Source organism: Roseateles sp. GW821-FHT09B06, from assembly GCF_059418245.1.
Genome location: NZ_JBWKPM010000020.1, coordinates 1 through 16,710, shown reverse-complemented (window position 1 = coordinate 16,710; position 16,710 = coordinate 1). Strand labels below are relative to the sequence as shown.

General features: G+C 70.7%; 13 protein-coding genes and 1 pseudogene. 3 read left to right on the top strand and 11 right to left on the bottom strand.

Annotated features, from left to right (window positions below; all coding sequences use genetic code 11):
- Nucleotides 1-31: 31 nt before the first annotated feature.
- Nucleotides 32-2,176 (top strand): annotated as a pseudogene (locus AC07OQ_RS16735) (eCIS core domain-containing protein); the annotation flags it as partial.
- A gap of 148 nt (nt 2,177-2,324) precedes the next feature.
- On the opposite strand, the gene AC07OQ_RS16730 reads toward AC07OQ_RS16735, so the two are convergent.
- The gene (locus AC07OQ_RS16730) at nt 2,325-3,995 is read right to left on the bottom strand and encodes an alkaline phosphatase family protein (protein ID WP_495054261.1); all 1,671 of its coding nucleotides are present in this window, start codon (nt 3,993-3,995) and stop codon (nt 2,325-2,327) included.
- A gap of 124 nt (nt 3,996-4,119) precedes the next feature.
- On the opposite strand from AC07OQ_RS16730, the gene AC07OQ_RS16725 reads away from it, so the two are divergent.
- Nucleotides 4,120-4,938 carry a hypothetical protein gene (locus tag AC07OQ_RS16725; RefSeq protein ID WP_495054260.1) on the top strand — a complete coding sequence of 273 codons (819 nt, stop codon included), beginning with the start codon at nt 4,120-4,122 and terminating at the stop codon, nt 4,936-4,938.
- Between the two features lie 225 nt (nt 4,939-5,163).
- On the opposite strand, the gene glcF is transcribed toward AC07OQ_RS16725, so the two are convergent.
- The 7 genes from glcF to AC07OQ_RS16690 all read right to left on the bottom strand — a co-directional run bounded on the left by glcF (nt 5,164) and on the right by AC07OQ_RS16690 (nt 12,498).
- Nucleotides 5,164-6,411 carry a glycolate oxidase subunit GlcF gene (gene glcF, locus AC07OQ_RS16720; RefSeq protein ID WP_495054259.1) on the bottom strand — a complete coding sequence of 416 codons (1,248 nt, stop codon included), beginning with the start codon at nt 6,409-6,411 and terminating at the stop codon, nt 5,164-5,166.
- Nucleotides 6,412-6,494: 83 nt separating this feature from the next.
- Entirely contained in the window at nt 6,495-7,601 is a 1,107-nt protein-coding gene (glcE, locus tag AC07OQ_RS16715; RefSeq protein ID WP_495054258.1) for a glycolate oxidase subunit GlcE, read from the bottom strand.
- 7 nt (nt 7,602-7,608) lie between these two features.
- Nucleotides 7,609-9,105, bottom strand: a complete 1,497-nt coding sequence (locus tag AC07OQ_RS16710; RefSeq protein WP_495054331.1) for an FAD-linked oxidase C-terminal domain-containing protein — start codon at nt 9,103-9,105, stop codon at nt 7,609-7,611.
- Between the two features lie 168 nt (nt 9,106-9,273).
- On the bottom strand, nt 9,274-10,128 hold the full coding sequence (locus AC07OQ_RS16705) for a substrate-binding periplasmic protein (protein WP_495054257.1): 855 nt from the start codon (nt 10,126-10,128) through the stop codon (nt 9,274-9,276).
- Nucleotides 10,125-11,282 carry an FIST signal transduction protein gene (locus AC07OQ_RS16700; protein ID WP_495054256.1) on the bottom strand — a complete coding sequence of 386 codons (1,158 nt, stop codon included), beginning with the start codon at nt 11,280-11,282 and terminating at the stop codon, nt 10,125-10,127. Before AC07OQ_RS16700 ends, AC07OQ_RS16705 begins: the two co-directional genes overlap by 4 nt.
- A gap of 4 nt (nt 11,283-11,286) precedes the next feature.
- Nucleotides 11,287-11,961, bottom strand: coding sequence for a PhaM family polyhydroxyalkanoate granule multifunctional regulatory protein (locus AC07OQ_RS16695; RefSeq protein ID WP_495054255.1), 675 nt, complete (start codon nt 11,959-11,961; stop codon nt 11,287-11,289).
- Nucleotides 11,962-12,018: 57 nt separating this feature from the next.
- On the bottom strand, nt 12,019-12,498 hold the full coding sequence (locus AC07OQ_RS16690; RefSeq protein WP_495054254.1) for a retropepsin-like aspartic protease family protein: 480 nt from the start codon (nt 12,496-12,498) through the stop codon (nt 12,019-12,021).
- A gap of 45 nt (nt 12,499-12,543) precedes the next feature.
- On the opposite strand from AC07OQ_RS16690, the gene AC07OQ_RS16685 reads away from it, so the two are divergent.
- Nucleotides 12,544-12,957, top strand: a complete 414-nt coding sequence (locus tag AC07OQ_RS16685; protein ID WP_495054253.1) for a VOC family protein — start codon at nt 12,544-12,546, stop codon at nt 12,955-12,957.
- A 3-nt stretch (nt 12,958-12,960) separates the two neighbouring features.
- Here the strand turns inward: AC07OQ_RS16685 and AC07OQ_RS16680 are convergent, their stop codons facing one another.
- The 3 genes from AC07OQ_RS16680 to AC07OQ_RS16670 all read right to left on the bottom strand — a co-directional run bounded on the left by AC07OQ_RS16680 (nt 12,961) and on the right by AC07OQ_RS16670 (nt 16,564).
- A complete protein-coding gene (locus AC07OQ_RS16680; protein ID WP_495054252.1) occupies nt 12,961-15,267 on the bottom strand; it encodes an ATP-binding protein in 2,307 nt (768 codons plus the stop codon).
- 218 nt (nt 15,268-15,485) lie between these two features.
- Nucleotides 15,486-15,773, bottom strand: a complete 288-nt coding sequence (locus AC07OQ_RS16675; protein WP_495054251.1) for a BTH_I0359 family protein — start codon at nt 15,771-15,773, stop codon at nt 15,486-15,488.
- A gap of 131 nt (nt 15,774-15,904) precedes the next feature.
- Nucleotides 15,905-16,564, bottom strand: a complete 660-nt coding sequence (locus AC07OQ_RS16670; protein WP_495054250.1) for a DUF3108 domain-containing protein — start codon at nt 16,562-16,564, stop codon at nt 15,905-15,907.
- Between the last annotated feature and the right edge of the window lie 146 nt (nt 16,565-16,710).

Here is a 16,710-nt window from a genome sequence, read left to right as displayed (position 1 = left end):
GCAAAGCGTAGCGCAGCGCTGCTGCCAAGGGATGGCAGCAAGCGGCGAATGGGGGGATGGGCCGTATGAATGGCGGCGCGGGGCCAGGCCCGGTGCGAGCCGGGGTTTGCGGGTGCCGGCCGGTCCGGATGGCATTCGGTCCGACGGCCGGGGAGCGGCAAATCAGCAATTTGCCGATAGGCGGCCCGGGTGCGGCCGACTATCGTCCAGGCTTCATGCACGAGGGCCTTGTTCGATGGGGCAGCAGCAGCCAGTCACCGTGCCGGTGCACAAGAGCGTCACGCCGGCCACGGACAGCCGGTCCGTCACGGACGCGGGGCTTGGCGGTCTGGCGAGCGAACGCTTGAGCGACAGCCCGCGCATGGTGGCCCAGCGACAGAGGATGCAGTCGCTGCAGGAAGGGGCACCACAGCGGCCCCCGGGCGAGCGGCCCGCGGACGGCGGCCTGCCTGCGGCGCTGCGGACGGGCATCGAGGCATTGTCGGGTGTGGATCTGTCGGATGTTCGGGTGCACGCCGATTCGGACCGGCCCGCCCAGCTCCAGGCCCAGGCCTTTGCCCAGGGCCGCGACATCCACCTCGGGCCGGGGCAGGCCAGGCACCTGCCGCACGAGGCCTGGCATGTCGTGCAGCAGCGCCAGGGGCGCGTGGCCGCCACCCGGCAACTGGCCGGGGCGGCGCTGAATGACGATCCCGGCCTGGAAGCGGAGGCTGACCTCATGGGTTCGCAGGCCCTGCGCCTCGGCGCCTCGCTCGCCCCCGGCAGCGAGGCGGCAGCGCCGGCGCAGCGTCGGCCCGACCCCGCCGGCGCCCCGGTGCAGCGCATGGTGGGGTTCGAGTTCCAGGCCTTTGACAGCGTGACCTATCGAACCGGCGGTGTCCACATCACGCCCATCGCCGGCGGGCCGGTGGTGGGCTCGAATGCGGGGATGTTCGATGTCGAGGAGGACCACGGACTGACCAACAACGAGATGGAGATCGTGACCGTAGCCGTGGACGAGACGGCGGGAGGGCGCGCGACGCTGGTCAACCAGATGGCGGACGTGCAGGCCCTGGCCGCTGGCATCGTGCACGGTCAGCCGGTCAATGCCCTGGCGGCAGGCGGCGTGGCCTGGAACGCCAACATCGCCGGCTTCGACTTCCACGTGAACGGTCATGTCCACTTCCACCCGCAGTCCACCGTGGGGGTGAAGTTCGAGCGGATCGCCGAACTGATCGACTACGCCACGCGCGCGCCCGAGCTCACCGGCGGAAATCCCGTCAACGGCCCCCTCGGCCCGCCCGCCGACGCCAAGGAGGGGCATGCCCAGGTCTTCGGCTGGAGCGGCAAGCTCGATCAGCAGCCGTTCCGGCAGGCCTGGGCCAACGGGCTGGCCCGGGCCCGGGCCGATCTAGGCCCGCATGGCGCCTCGGAGAGCGCGATCGGCTTCGCCTCGATCCTGTACGGCTTCGCCGAGGTCACGACGCAAGGCATCGTCCCCATTGACAACGGCTATGCGAAGTACTTCATGCCCTTCATGCTCCGGCTGGGCCTGCTGCCGCATTACGGCAGCCTCAATGGCGCGGATATCGCGGTGCTGGGGCATATGGACCCGCTCGTGCTGGCCACGGAGTTCCTGCCGGTGCAGGCCGAGGGGGTGGGCCTGAATCCGCCGACGATCCAGGCCATCCTGACGGCCCTGGGGCAGGGCCAGGACATCCAGGACATCGAACATATCGTCGGCTATGGGGAGTACGCGCTCGCGCCGGGCGGTCTGGGCATGGCGCATGCGAGCGATATCGGTCCGTCCGACAACGAGCCGGCGCGCAATGGTGCCGTGATGGAGTTGCGCAAGCTTGGTAATGATGTGCTGCCGGCCCAGCTGACGCCGGTCGCGCTGGCGGTCTTCGATCTCGTCCGGCTGATCAATGCGCCCATCCTTCCGCCGGTGCTGCCGGGGCACGGGATGGGCGGCGGCGGTGGCGGCGGTGGTGGTGGCGGGGGCAACTGCTGCGGCTGCTTCCTCACAAGCGCCTGCTGCGAGTGGATGGGTCTGCCCGACGACTGCGATCAGCTCCGGACGCTGCGCCGGTTCCGCGACCATTACCTGGCACGGCAGCCCGGCGGCGCGGCGCTGATCCGCCGCTACTACGCCACCGCGCCTGCGCTGGTGCGGCGCATCCAGGCCAGCGCGCGGCGCGCGGATGTCCTGGATGCCATCTTCGGGATCGTGCAGGCCTGCGTGCGTGACATCCGCGCCGGCCGGTGCCGCTCCGCCCTGGGCCGCTACATGGCCATGATGGCCTGGCTGGGCGCGGCCTTGCCCGAACCGGGCGGCGGCCGCCTCAGCGCGGCAGCGGCAGCGGCCTGCCCTGTGCCTGCGCCGGCGCGCGCACCTGGAGGATCTGCGCCAAGGTGGGCGCGATGTCGGCCACCTCGACCGGCTGCGGCACCTCGCCCTGGCCCACCCAGGCCGGGCCCCAGGCCAGGATCGGCACATGGGTGTCGTAGCGGTAGGGCGTGCCGTGCGAGCTGCCGATTGCGCGCGAACTGTAGAGCCAGTTGGGCTTGACGACGATCTGCAGCGGCGCGGCCACGTCCGGATGCCAGGACTTGCGCATCGCCTCCAAGTAGGGCGTCTTGGTGTCCTTGCCCTGCATCTGCTCGAGCGTGAACACATCGGCGATGCCGTCCACCTGCAGCAGCAGCTGCTTGGCAGCGGCGTAGACCGCGGCCGACCTCAGGCCCTTGGCCGCGATCAGCTTCTCGTCGAACAGGATGCCGGCGGCCGAGTAGCCGCGTGCCAATTTGCCCTCGCCGAAGCGCTTGGACAGCTCGGTGTTGAGCCAGGCCAGGGTCAGTCCGGGGTTGATGCGCTCGGCGTTCAGGCCGCGGCTGGCAGCGTATTCCGGCGTGTCGGCGAAGCCATGGTCGGCGGTCAGCAGCGCCACATAGTTGCCGGCGCCCACCCTGGCGTCCAGGTACCGGAAGAAGCCCTGCAGATAGCGGTCCAGGTGCAGGAAATGGTCGTGCGACAGGCGCGACTCGGGGCCGAAGGCGTGGTTCACATAGTCATGGCTGGACAGGCTGACCGAAAGGATGTCGGTCAGCTCGTCCGTGCCCAGCCGCTCGCCCTCGATCGCGGCGCGCGCGAAAGCCAAGGTCAGCTCGTCGCCGAAGGGCGAGGGCAGGATATTGCCGTAGAACAGCGGGCCCGGCCTGTCCATCTGGTCGCCGACGACGGCCGGCAGCTGGTTGCCGTTGCCGCCGCTGCTCTGCCAGGGCTGGCCGTCCGGGGACGAGCGTGCATACGCGGCCTCCGGAAGCAGTGGCGTCCAGCTCTTCTTGAAGAAGGCGTCGGCCGGCCTCGCCGCATTGAAGGCATCGACCCAGGCCGGATGCTCCTTCATGTAGTAGGTGCTGGAGGCGAACTGGCCGCTCTCGCTCATGTACATGTAGGCCTGCCCCAAGCGGCCGGCCGGCAGGATGGCGCCGCGGTCCTTGCCCGAGACGGCGATTACCTTGGACGCGGGCTGCAGCGTGCGCAGCACGTCGCCGACGGTCTCGACCTTGTAGTTCTTCGGGCTGGTGCCGGCCAGCGGCGCGGTCTGGTTGCCGATGTACCGGTGGGCGCTGTCCTGGGTGCAGTAGATGGTCTCGCCCGTCTCGCGGTCGCGCCATTCGTTGCCGATGATGCCGCTGCGCTGCGGGTAGGCGCCCGACAGCATCACCGCATGGCCGGCGGCCGTCACCGTGTGTCCATGGGCGTAGTGCGCGTCGGCGAACCAGGCGCCGCGGTCCAGGAAGCGCTTGAAGCCGTCGGGTGCCAGCTGGTCGCGATAGCCCGTCACCTGGCGCATCGGCAGGCCGTCGACCACCAGGAAGACGATCAGCTTGGGTTTGACGGCGGCGGCGCCGGTGGCGGAGGGCGGGCCGCTGGCGCAGCCGGCCAGCATGGCGGCGGCCAGGCTGCTCAGCAGCAACAGGCGGCGGCGCGAAACGGTGGTTCCGATCATGGTGAGAACGCTGTTGTGGTGGGCGAGCTCGGAGCTTAAGCGCGCAAACGGCGTTGCGGGGGAGCGGGCGGGGCGTGACCTCGCGGGAGTGCTTCCGGCGCCCGCCAGCCGCACAATGCGCGGCATGGACGACGACTTCGATCCAACCCGCCTGCTGGACGGCTGGCGCGCGGCGTCGCCGCGAGCCCCCGAGGGCCTGCCCGACCTGAACCTGGACGCGCTATTGCCGCCGGGCCGGCGGCCTCCCGAGGCCGAGCGGATCCGGCGCCTGCGCGAGCGCGGCTATGAGATGCGGGATGTCGAGGACATCGAGCCGCCCGAGATCCAGCTGCCGCCGCCGGCGCCGGCCGCACCGGTCGACGCGGCGGACCTGGACGAGGCGCTGCGCGCCGCGGCTCGACTGGGCGGCGACACCGTGCTGGAGCCGACCCTGCCCGAGCTGGTGCTGCCGCCGCCGTCGCGCCGCATGGCCGATCCGCGCCTCTTGAAGCAATGGCAGCCGGGGGCCTGGATCGGCGCCTGCCGGCGCGTCACCGGAGCCAGTACCGAGCTGATCCAGGGCCCGGGCGGGCCGCTGCTGGAGAGCCATGCGCCGCAATGGCTGCTGGCCCTGTGGCCGCCGCAGGGGCTGGATCAGCCCCTGCTGTCGCGCTGGCCCCAGCAACTGCTGCTGCGGGAATTGGAAGACGGGGCGGTGGCCGAGCGGCTGCTGACCCTGCTGCCCGCGGCGGCGCCCTTGTGGTTGACCGAGTTGGAGCTCGACTGGGGCCTGCAGGCCGAAATCGTGCTGCACCATGATGCCGAACTGCGCCCGGCGCAGCTGCAAACCCTGCGCGATTTCATCGAGGCCGAGCGCCTGGCACGCTTCGAGCGGCTCAACCAGCTCTACGAGCGCGATGCCGCTGGCGCGGTGTGCCGCAGGCCCGCGAGCCGGCAGCAATAAATAGAAAAGCCGGCCTCCGTGGGGAGAACCGGCTTCTCTGCTCTTGCTGTGGCGGCCCTGGGGTGGCCGGCTGGCGCGCATGTGCTGCGCGCCGGCCGGCGTCGGGCCGCGATGCCCTTCCCCTCCTCAGGTTCCGTGCCGCGCCATTCTGTAAAAAAACGTTTGCGACTTTGCTACTGATTTGCCCTTGGTGGGCGATTGCCGCACCAATTGGGCGGCACTATTTCACGCCAGGGCCTCGTCCAGCACCTCGATCCAGTGCCGCACCGCTTGGGTGGTGCCGGACTGCAGCTGCTGGATGCAGCCGATGTTGGCGGAGACGATGGTCTCGGCCTGCAGCGGGGCGAGGGCCTGCAGCTTGCGGTCGCGCAACTGCTTGGAGAGCTCGGGCTGCAGCACCGAGTAGGTGCCGGCCGAGCCGCAGCACAGATGGCTGTCGCAGGGCGCCAGCGCGATCTCGAAGCCCAGCTCGCGCATCACGCCCTCGACCCCGCCACTCAAGCGCTGGCCATGCTGCAGGGTGCAGGGCGGGTGGTAGGCCAGCCGGGGGCGGGCCGCCTGCTGCGCCAGCCGGCTCTTCAGGTCCGGCAGCAGGTCCGGCAGCAGCTCGCTGAGGTCGCGGGTCAGGGCGCCGATGCGCGCAGCCTTGTCGCGGTAGTCGGGGTCGTGGGCCAGGGCCTGGCCATATTCCTTGACCGTGACGCCGCAGCCCGACGCATTCATCACCAGGGCCTCGACCCGGCCGGCCTCGGTCAGGCCTTCGACCAGGGGCCACCAGGCGTCGATATTGCGGCGCATGTCGGCGAGGCCGCCCTCATGGTCGTTCAGATGGCTGCGGATCGCACCGCAGCAGCCCGCTTCCTCGGCCACCAGGGTCTGGATGCCGGCGGCGTCCAGCACCCGGGCGGTGGCCGAGTTGATATTGGGCATCATCGCCGGCTGCACGCAGCCCAAGAGCATCAGCACCTTGCGCGGATGGCTGCGGGTCGGCCATTGGTGGGCCCGCGGCGGGGCCTTGGCCGGCACCTTGTCCTTCAGGGCGGCCGGTACCAGCGGGCGCAGCGCCTGGCCCAGCCGCATGGCCGGCTTGAACAGCGGTGAGGTCAGCCCCTCCTTGAGCAGCCAGCGCACGGCGCGCTCCGGGCGCGGGCGTTCGACCTTGGCCTCGATGATGTGGCGGCCGATCTCGACCAACTGGCCGTATTGCACGCCGGACGGACAGGTGCTCTCGCAGTTGCGGCAGGTCAGGCAGCGATCCAGGTGCAACTGCGTCGCGGCGGTCGGCGTGGCGCCCTCCAGCACCTGCTTGATCAGATAGATGCGGCCGCGCGGTCCGTCGAGCTCGTCGCCCAGCAGCTGGTAGGTCGGGCAGGTGGCGGTGCAGAAGCCGCAATGCACGCAGCGACGCAGGATCTCCTCGGCCTTCCGGCCCTCCGGCGTGCCCTGGAATTCGGGAGCGAGATGGGTCTGCATCTCAGCGCCCGCCCGGCCGCCCGAAGGGCGCTGAGCGCCCCCTTGGGGGGCAGTGAACGGAGTGAGCGTAGGGGCTGTGCATGTCAGAGTTCAGCGTAGAGGCGGCCGGGGTTGAAGAGGCCCTGCGGGTCGAAGGATTTCTTCAGTTCGCGGTGGATGCGCATGAGCGGCGCCGAGAGCGGCGCAAAGGCGCCGATGCTTTTGTCCTTGGCGCGGAACAGCGTGGCATGGCCGCCCACCGCGGCGGCGGCCTCGCGCACCTGGGCGTCGGGCTGGGCGGTGGTGAGCCAACGCTGGGCGCCGCCCCATTCGACCAGCTGCTCGCCCTGCAGATTCAGTTCGGGCGCGGTCTGCGGCACCGAGAGGCGCCACAGCCTTGCGCCGCCCTGTACCGCGCGCTCGGCGCCCTGGAAGAACTCGTCGGCCTGATCGCGCAGGTCGTCCCAGAAGGGCCGGGCCAGGTCGGGCGGGATGGCCTCGCCGCCCAGGGTCTGCAGCGCCGCGGCCACCGCGGCCTGGGCGCCGGCCAGGCGCAGCACCAGGGCCCCTTCCCACCAGGCGCTGGCCTGGATCGGCAGGGGCTGGCCGCCCCATTGATTCAGGGCGCGCAAGGCCGCAGCCTGGTCCATCTCGAAGCGCAGCGTGCTGCTGGCCACCGGGCGCGGCAGCACCTTCAGCGACACCTCCAGGATCGGGCCCAGCACGCCCATGGACCCGGCCATCAGGCGCGAGACGTCATAGCCGGCCACATTCTTCATCACCGTGCCGCCGAAGCTCAGGGCCTCGGCGCGGCCGTTCAGCATCGTCAGCCCGAGCAGATGGTCGCGTACCGAGCCGGCCGCCGCACGTGCCGGGCCCGACAGGCCGGCCGCGACCATGCCACCGACGGTGCCGCCCGCGGCACCGTTCCCCGCCTTGCCCTGGCCACCGAAGCGCGGCGGCTCGAAGGCCAGGTGCTGGCCCTGTTCGGCCAGCACGGCCTCCAGCTCGGCAATCGGCGTGCCGGCCCTGACGGTGACGACCAGCTCGCTGGGCTCGTAACTCGTGATGCCGGCGAAGCCCGCCATCTCCAGCGGCTCGCCCGCGGGCGGCTGTCCGTAGAAGGCCTTGCTGCCCTGGCCGCGGATGTCCAGCCCGGCGCCGCGCGCGGCGGCATCCCTGATCTGTTCCTGAAGTTGTTCTAGCAGCATCGCGTCCTCAGAACCTTTCCAGCTCGGGGAAGGCCAGCAGGCCCTTCCGGACATGCATGCGGCCGTACTCGGCGCAGCGCTGCAGGGTCGGGATCACCTTGCCGGGGTTCAGCAGGCCCAGGGGGTCGAAGGCGCGCTTCAGCGCGAGCATCTGCTCGCGTTCCTCGGCCGAGAACTGCACGCACATGGAGTTCAGCTTTTCGATGCCCACGCCATGCTCGCCGGTGACCGTGCCGCCCAGGGCCACGCTGGTCTCCAGGATCTCGGCGCCGAACTGCTCGCAGCGATGCAGCTGGTCGGGGTCGTTGGCATCGAACAGGATCAGGGGGTGCAGATTGCCGTCGCCGGCATGGAAGACATTGGCGCAGCGCAGGCCGTACTTCTTCTCCATCTGCTGAATGGCCTCCAGGATGGCGGCCAGCTTCTTGCGCGGGATGGTTGAGTCCATGCACATGTAGTCGGGGCTGATGCGGCCCGAGGCGGGGAAGGCATTCTTGCGCCCGCTCCAGAACTTCAGGCGCTGGGCCTCGTCGGCACTGACCTCGCAGCGCGTCGCGCCGCTGGCCTGCAGCACCGCCGCCATGCGCGCCACCTCCTCCTCGACCTCGTCCGGCGTGCCGTCGCTCTCGCACAGCAGGATGGCCGCGGCGCTCAGGTCGTAGCCGGCATGCACGAAGTCCTCCACCGCGGCGGTCATCGGCTTGTCCATCATCTCCAGGCCGGCCGGGATGATGCCGGCGGCGATGATGCTGGCCACCGCGTCGCCGGCCTTCCCGAGATCGTCGAAGCTGGCCATGATGCAGCGCGCCAGCCTGGGCTTGGGCACCAGCTTGACCGTCACTTCGGTGATCACGGCCAGCATGCCCTCGCTGCCGACGATGAGCGACAGCAGGTCCAGCCCGGCCGCGTCCAGCGCCTCCGAGCCGAACTCCACCGCCTCCCCCTCCACCGTGAAGCCGCGCACGCGCAGCACGTTGTGCAGGGTCAGGCCATATTTCAGGCAGTGCACGCCGCCCGAGTTCTCGGCCACGTTGCCGCCGATCGTGCAGGCGATCTGGCTGCTGGGGTCGGGGGCGTAATAGAGACCATGCGGCGCCGCCGCCTCGGAGATCGCCAGATTGCGCACCCCGCATTGCACGCGTGCGGTGCGCGCGATGGGGCTCAGATCGAGGATGCGGTTGAACTTGGCGAGGGCCAGGGTCACGCCCTGCGCATGCGGCAGGGCGCCGCCCGACAGACCGGTGCCGGCGCCGCGCGCCACCACCGGCACCCGCAGCGCATGGCAGACCTTCAGCACCGCGGCCACCTGGGCCTCGGTCTCGGGCAGCGCCACGGCCAGCGGGCGCTCGCGGTAGGCGGAGAGGCCGTCGCACTCGTAGGGCGTGGTGTCCTCGGCCTGCCACAGCAGGGCGTGGGCCGGCAGATGGCGGCCCAGCGCGTCGATCACGCGGGCCTGGGCCTGGCGGCGTTCGGCAAGGGCGGATGGCGCCGGATCGGCGGCCAGGGCAGGGATGGCGTTCACGTGGGGCGGGCTCCAGCAGCGGCATGACTGTACCCCCTTGGCGGCAGCGCAGCTGCAACGCGGAGCGGGCAGCAGTCGGCACCGCGGCATACCGAATCCCGCGTCTGCGGGGCCGGGCGCTTGCCCGGAGCGGCCGACGCGCCACGGGCCTCAGCCGGGCGGCTGAAACCACAGGGCCTTGCGCTGCAGCGGCGTCTCGGGGCTCAGCAGCGGATTGGCGAGATGCAGCACGCGGCGTTGCTGGACCCGGTGGTGGCTCAGCAGCGCGCCGAACTGCTGCTGGGCCAGGCGCTCGAACGTGCCGTCGGCCACCAGCGCCTCCATGCCGCGGCGCAGCTCGGCGGCCAGCCGGGGGCGCTGCGGGTTGACGAAGAGGTAGAGCGCGGCGGGGTAATGCAGCAGCAGGTGGGGCTCGATCTCCAGTTCCAGATGGCGGTAGGCCTCCAGTTCGGCGTCGATCTCGAAGATCGAGCGCGGGAAATAGTCGAAACGGCCGGCCGCCAGCATCTGGAACAGGCCCTGGTAATGGCTGCTGGTCACCACCGGCAGGCCGTTGGCGCGCAGGATGTCGGTGTCGGGCCAGTCGGGCATCTGGCCGGCACTGTAGCGCGCCAGCTCGTCGAGGCGGCGCAGATCCTTCCAGCGCTCGCGGTCGCTGCGGCGCACCAGGGCCAGGCGCCAGCCGATCAGGCCGCGCTCCAGCGGCACGCGCACCGGCAGCAGCTGCTGCTCGCGCTGGGCATTGCTCATGGTCCAGAACACGTCGATCGCCGAACCGGGCTTGGCCAGCTCGATCAGCGCGCGGCCCTGCACCATGGTGCTGGGCGTGGGGCGCAGCTCGTAGCGCCGGCCGCTGCGCGCCAGTGCCAGGCGCATCAGTTCGACGAAATAATTGACCTGGGCGTCCTGCTGCGGCAGGTGGCGCGGGTAGCCCACCCAGTCGGGCTCCTGCGCCAGCGCCGGCCTTCCCAGCGCCGCAGCCAGCAGGAGCGCGCGGCGCCTCATGGGTTCAGGAAGACCGTCAGCACGCCGGTGTAGCCATAGAGATTGCCGCGGTGCGCGATCTCGCCGCCGGCGAAGAAGCCCACCAGCGGCAGCTCGCCCAGGCCGTGGCGCACCCATTGCAGCTCGGCCGAGGGCGCGCCGAAATGCGGGCCGCCGCGGCCGTTGCAGCTGATGTAGAGCGCGCCGGCCATGGTCTGCCCGGCCTCCTCGATCTCGGCGCGCAGCTCGGTGCAGATGCGCAGCAGGTCGCGCCGCGCGGCCTCCGGGTGGCGTTCGCAGAAGCTCAGGCTTTGGCCCGTCACCAGCTTCTCGGCGATCGCCAGGCCGCGCCGCGCCGGATCCAGGCCGACCAGATGGCGCACCAGCACCTCGGGGCCGTACTCGCGCCGGTCGCGGCGCTGGCCGGCGGCGGACAGGCCCACCAGCGTGCGGCGCAGGCGCGGCAGGGCCTCGCGCAGCTCGGCCGGGCCGGCGGTCACCGGCAGGGTCAGGTCTTGCAGCAGGCAGTCCAGCGCCGGCTGGCCGTCCAGCTCCAGCAGCAGATGGCTCTCGCAGGCCGTGATGCGGCGTTCCGGCCCCAGCGCTTGGCAGCCCTGGCTGACGCGGGACAGCAGCTTCACCTCCGGCCCGAAGCCCACGCCCGAGAGTCCGCCGCGCCAGACGCCGTCGGCGATCTGCAGCGCATCCTCGCGCCCCACCGCCAGCCCGCCGAACAGATAGCCGCCATGGGTCTCGTCGGCCAGCTCCCGCAGCAGCTCCTGCAGATCGGGCGTGGCGGCATCGGCATGCACCAGGGCCAGCTCGGGCCTCCAGTCGCCCAGCGGCCGGCGGCCCGAGAAGACCCGGAACTGCGCGGGCGGCAGCTCGGCCAGCATCAGGGCCAGCGCCGGCTCGTCGAAATACTCGACGCCGCTGGCGCAGATGCCCGGCCCCGACGCGCCCACCCAGGCCACGCCGGGCCAGCGCTGGCGCGCCTCGTCCAGCAGGGCCTCGGCCCGGGCCGCGTAGGGCTCGCACAGGTAGATCCAGCCCAGCGTCGGCCGCAGGCCCAGCGCCTGGCGCTGCGCCTCGATCTGCGCTGCCGCCAGCGCCAGCGCCATATGGGCGTCGGGATGGGTGGCGTGGGCGTGGACGAAGGGCTTGGTACTGCTCATGGGCTCAGGGGGTCTTGCGGGTGCGCGCGGCCGGCCTCGGGCGGGACTTGGCGGCGGCGGGCGAACCGCCGGCGGAGGCGCTGCGGGCGGACGCGGCCTTCTTGACCGCCGCGCCGGGCATGGCGGCCGCCTTCTTCAGGGTCTCGCCCGCGGCATCGAAGCTCTGCTTGACGATGGCGCCGGCCAGGTTCTTCGCGGCATCGGTGGCCGTGTCCTTCATCGCATTGGCGGCCAGCTGGGTGAACTGCTGGCTTAGCGCCGACCACCACTGCATCGGATCCACCGGCAGCGCGGCCGGGCTTGCGGGCGCCTTGTCAGCCTTGTCCGCTTTGGCGCGCGGCTCGGCCGGCGCGGGTTCGGGGGCCGGCGCGGCGATGGGCGACGTGGGCAGCTTCAGCGTGTTGCTCAGCTCGGCCAGCGGCACGTTCATCGACTTCAGGGTCGACAGGGTCATGCGCTGCACTTCCAGCGCCTGGATCGTCGCGCCCAGCATGCGGGCGTTCTGCTCCAGCCAGAACTGCACGGTGCGCAGCTCCTCGATGCGCTTTTCCAGCTCCTCGGGATTCAGCGTGGGCGCGACCCACTGGCCGATGCCCGGCAGCGCGGCGCCGGCGTTCTTGACCAGGCCCTGCAGGAAGTCGAAGCCGGGGACGAACTTGGTGAAGCTGTTGTCGGCCATGGGGTCTCCTCGTTGTGACTCGATGGTAAGCCCAGCGGCGCACCGCCGTCAGCCGGTTCAGGGCGCCTCGATCGTGAGCACGCCATCGCCCTGGCTGAAGCGCAGCTTGGACAGCAGATCCATGCCCAGCAGGGGCGCCCCCAGATCGGGCAGCACGGCGACCTGCAGGCGCTCGGCGCGCAGGCCGCCCTGCAGCACGATGTCGGCGCGCGCCAGGTAGCCGCGGGTCACGCCGCCGGCGGTGTGCGAGCGGATCTCGCCCTCGGGCTTGAGTCCGGCGCGCTCGGCCAGGCTTTGCGGCAGGGCGGTGGAGCTGGCGCCGGTGTCGACCAGGAAATCCGCGGTCACGCCGTTGATCTGGCCGCGCCAGTGGAAATGGCCGTCCGGGCCGCGCTGCAGCAGGATGCGACCCTTGTGCAGCTCGACCTGGCTTTGGGCCTGGTGATGCTCCCAGGCCTTGAAGCCCAGGAACACCGCCAGGGTGACCAGCAGCCAGATGGTGACGAGCTTGAGGCTGTGCGGCATTTCCTTGTGCATGCCGCTACGATGCCATGGAATCCCATCGACTTATCGAGACCGGCAATGCGCAGCGTTTTCCATCTGGCCTTCCATGTGCGTGACCTGGAGCGGGCGCGTGCCTTCTACGGCGGCCTGCTGGGCTGCACCGAGGGCCGCAGTACCGAGACCTGGGTCGACTTCGATTTTTTTGGCCACCAGATCTCGCTGCATCTGGGCGAGCCCTTCGCGACCAGCCGCACCGGCAAGGTCGGCGAGCATCTGGTGCCGATGCCGCACTTCGGCCTGATCCTGCTGCTGCCGGACTGGCAGGCCCTGGCGGCACGGCTGGAGGCCGCGGGGATGGACTTCGTGCTCAGGCCCCAGCAGCGTTTCCCGGGCCAGCCGGGCGAGCAGTGGACGATGTTCTTCGAGGACCCCTTCGGCAATCCGATCGAGGTCAAGGGCTTCGCCTCGGAGGAAGCGATCTACGCACACTGAGCTTCAGTTCGCGCGAAAGCCGATGCCGCGGCGCTGCCGCACCTCGGGCTTGACCCGGTGCTCGGCCTCGAGCTGGGTCAGGAATTCGTCCGGCGTGAAGGGCTCGCCGAGGATCTCGATCTGCTGGCGCACCGCGGCGAAGTCTCCCGGGGTCAGCTGGTCCAGCGCGGCCAGGCGGTCGCCCTGCATCGCGTCGAGCCGCTCGACCGCGGCCTCGCGCCGGAACATCAGCTCGCGCTGCTCGCGGGTCAGGGCCTTGAAATGGATCTTGAAGGCGAAGCGGCGCAGCGCCGCCTCGTCCAGGTCTTCGAACAGATTGGTGGTGCAGATGAAGACGCCGGCAAAGCGCTCCATGCCGGCCAGCATCTCGTTGACCTCGCTGACCTCGTAGTGCCGTTCGGCCATGCGTCGGCTGCGCAGGAAGCTGTCGGCCTCGTCAAGCAGCAGCACCGCACCCTCGGTCTGGGCCGCGTCGAACATGCGGGCCATGTTCTGCTCGGTCTCGCCGACGAACTTGCTGGCCAGGTCGCTGGCCAGGCGGATCATCAGCGGCCGGCCGAGGGCCTGGGCGATATGCTCGGCCAGGGCGGTCTTGCCGCTGCCGGGCGGGCCGTAGAAGCACAGATGGCCGCCCGGGCTGTCGGGCTGGCGGCGGCGCAGCGCCTCGATGATGCGGGGGATCTCGAAGCGCGACTCGACGTTCAGCAGCTCCAGCGCGTACTGCGTCACCACCGGCCGCCGACCATGCTCGTGGGCCGCATGGCCCAGGGCCTTGTCGGCATTGGCCAGCTGGCGCTCGATCAAGGCCTCGTGCGTGTCGCGCCCCCCGGCCAGCTGCGCAAAGCGCACCGCCGTGCGTATCTGCGCCGGCGTCAGGCCGCGGCGTTCGGCCAGACGCTCGGCGAATGCGGCGCCGACCTGCACCTCGCCCAGGGCACGCTGCACCAGGCCCAGGCGGGCGCCGGGCGGCGGCGACTTCAGCTCCAGGTGGTACTGGAAGCGGCGCCGGAAGGCCGGGTCGATCTGCTCGATGCGGTTGGTGATCCAGATCACCGGCACCGGATTGGTCTCGAGGATCTGGTTGACCCAGGCCTTGCCGCTGACCGAGCCGGAGGCCGGCGCATCGAGCGCGGCATCGAGCCGCGCCATCAGTTGCACCGTGTCGGTGGACAGCGGCGGGAACACGTCCTCCACCTCGTCGAACAGCAGGGCCACGTCGGGGCTGGCCTTGAGGAACTGCTGGCTGATCTGCAGCGAGCGGTAGCGGTCGCGGCCCGACAGGGAGTTGCCGTCGCGGTCGGCGTATTCGACCTCGTAGAGATCCAGGCTGGCGGCCTGGGCCGCCACCTTGGCCAGCTCGGTCTTGCCGGTGCCGGGCGGGCCATAGAGCAGCACATTGATCCCGGGCAGCTGGCGCGTCACCGCATTGCGCAGCAAGCCGCCCAGCAGCGACAGGTCCTCGGCGACGAACTGGAAATCCTCGGGTTTCAGTTCGCTCTTGCTGGCGGGGCGGGTGAACACCGCCATCAGGTCGCCCGGACCCGGGTATTCGCGCATCAACACCGGCGGCAGCTGCTCGCTGACCTTCATCAGGTCGGCCAGGTCGGTGATGTTGTGTTCGGAGATCAGGTTCTCCACCATGCCGATGCGCTCCAGGCGCGAGCCCGCGCGCAGCGCCTCGGCCACTTCCTGCGCATTGACATCGGCCACCGCGGCGATGGCGGCGAAGGCCTCCTGCGCGGTGTTGACCTTGAACTCGACCAGGGCGCCGCGCAGTTCGCGCTGGTAGCGTGCCAGCGTGCCGTAGAGCAGGATGGCGCGCTCGGCCGGATTCAGCTGCAGCAGATGGCCCAGCGCCGCGATATTCTTCTCGACCAGGGTGGACTCGCGCTTGAGCTGGCGGTCGAGGAACTCGCAGGTGGTGGCCAGCAGGGCCAGCATGTCCTTGGGCGCGTCCTTGATGTACTCGTCCAGGTAGAAGAACAGCGTGGCCTCGGCGAAGGGGCCGTGCCAGACGCCGTGGCGCTCGAGAAAGGCTTCGTCGCTCAAGGCCTCGTGGCCGCTCCAGAGTTCGTTGCCCTGGCAGCGCTGCGCGAGGTAGGCGCGCAGCCGGCTCAGCACGCGCAGCGGCCACACCAGATGGCGGCCGGTGAAGGAGAGCAGGCCGTTGAAGTCGCGGCGCAGATTGAAGCGGCCGGCATGCTTGACCGTCAAGGTCAGCACGAAGTGCGAACACATGCGATCCAGCACCGGTGCCTTGGAGAGGCCGGGGGATGCCAGCACGCGCGTGTCAGCCAGACGCTTGACCATGGGGGACTCCTCGCGGACCCGTCGCGGGGACGGGCTTGAGCCCATCTTGGCTCAGCAACGCGCGCTGTCAAGGCCCGGACGGCCTATGGCGGGGCCTAGGATGAGGATTATTTGCCGCGCGCCGGGCGCCGCCGCGCCGGCCCTGCGAGGGCCGTGGATCCGGTGTTGCCGCTCCTACGGGCTGCCAGGGCCGCAGGCCTTAGGGGGAGGGCCGTTGCTCAGTGCATCACCACCGGCTGCTGGCCGAGGTTGGCATATTGTTCGATGAAGTCGTCCAGATCCTCTTCCGAGGGGTCCTGGCCCATCAGGGTTTCGACGCCCTGCTGGAACTGCTCGGCCAGCGCGCCCTCGATGAAGATCTCGCGGCGCGCGAACTTGTCGACGATCTCGAAACCGCCGCGGCTGAGCTGGAACTCGGGCTCGACCTGGTCAACAGCCTGCAGGCCGGGCACCGGCACGTCAAACTGCACGACGATGAAGCTCGGGGAGTTGTAAAGCATGTGCATGAATGACTCCTGTGCCCTGTAGCTGTGGTCAGGCTACGTGCTTTCAAGCCTGGCCGTGCACAAATACTGGCAGAAAGCCCCGCGACTCGGGGGATCTGCCGTGCAGGCAATGTGGTGGAAGCGTCACAAGGTCACGGTTGCAAGATCTCTTCCTGCAACTCCAGTTCCCAGCGCTGCGCATCGCCCTGGCTCTGGCGCAGCCGCACCGGCAGGTGGTGGCGCGCCGGATCGAGCCAGACCTCGGTGCGCGCGTCATAAGGCCCCAGCGCCGCGCGCCGCAGATGCAGCGTGGCATTCACCGGCCCGACCGGCAGCAGCAGATCCTCGCGTGCCAGCACCTCGAAGCGCCAGTCGTTCAGCTCCCCGCGCAGACCGGCCACCGGCAGGACGATCTGCGCACCCGGTTGGCGCAGCGCCGGGTCGGCGTCCAGCAGCGCGGCCAATTGCAGCATCCAGCTGAGCCGGTCCTGCGCGCCGGGCGGCAGGGCGATCTGCCCGGCGCTGGCCGAGAAGCTGATCAGGCCCTGCTCGCGGCGGAAGTTGGTGGCGCGGTGGTCGCGGCCGCGGCGCTGCTCGGCGAAGCGCTCGGGCGCGAGGCCCTGCGCGTCCAGGCCGCCGCGGCTGAGCCACGCTGGCAGGGCGCGGCCGGGCAGTTCGCGCTCCAGCCGCGCCTGGTATTGCGCGGTCTCGGCCTGCCAGTGCAGACGCGCCGCGCCGCTCTCCTCGCCCTGGATCAGCCGGTACCGCCACAGCAGGCTCGGTGCGGGCTTGAGGCGGGGGCCGACCGGCACGGCGACCGCCGCGGACGCCGCAGCGGGCTGCGGCCTTGCAGGCGCCGCGGCGCGCGGCCGCGCGGGGCCGCCGAGGGCGACCGAGGCCGGTGCTGAAGATCCCGGCCGAGGCCATCGTCAAGGGCGACGCCAAGGTGCAGGCGATC

Bases quoted from the DNA above. Each gene is read 5' to 3' on its own strand.
- glcE (WP_495054258.1), bottom strand. From the start codon at position 7,601: ATGCTGCTAGAACAACTTCAGGAACAGATCAGGGATGCCGCCGCGCGC.
- AC07OQ_RS16695 (WP_495054255.1), bottom strand. From the start codon at position 11,961: ATGGCCGACAACAGCTTCACCAAGTTCGTCCCCGGCTTCGACTTCCTG.
- AC07OQ_RS16690 (WP_495054254.1), bottom strand. From the start codon at position 12,498: ATGCACAAGGAAATGCCGCACAGCCTCAAGCTCGTCACCATCTGGCTG.
- glcF (WP_495054259.1), bottom strand. From the start codon at position 6,411: ATGCAGACCCATCTCGCTCCCGAATTCCAGGGCACGCCGGAGGGCCGG.
- AC07OQ_RS16675 (WP_495054251.1), bottom strand. From the start codon at position 15,773: ATGCACATGCTTTACAACTCCCCGAGCTTCATCGTCGTGCAGTTTGAC.
- AC07OQ_RS16705 (WP_495054257.1), bottom strand. From the start codon at position 10,128: ATGAGGCGCCGCGCGCTCCTGCTGGCTGCGGCGCTGGGAAGGCCGGCG.
- AC07OQ_RS16680 (WP_495054252.1), bottom strand. From the start codon at position 15,267: ATGGTCAAGCGTCTGGCTGACACGCGCGTGCTGGCATCCCCCGGCCTC.
- AC07OQ_RS16730 (WP_495054261.1), bottom strand. From the start codon at position 3,995: ATGATCGGAACCACCGTTTCGCGCCGCCGCCTGTTGCTGCTGAGCAGC.
- AC07OQ_RS16700 (WP_495054256.1), bottom strand. From the start codon at position 11,282: ATGAGCAGTACCAAGCCCTTCGTCCACGCCCACGCCACCCATCCCGAC.
- AC07OQ_RS16725 (WP_495054260.1), top strand. From the start codon at position 4,120: ATGGACGACGACTTCGATCCAACCCGCCTGCTGGACGGCTGGCGCGCG.
- AC07OQ_RS16685 (WP_495054253.1), top strand. From the start codon at position 12,544: ATGCGCAGCGTTTTCCATCTGGCCTTCCATGTGCGTGACCTGGAGCGG.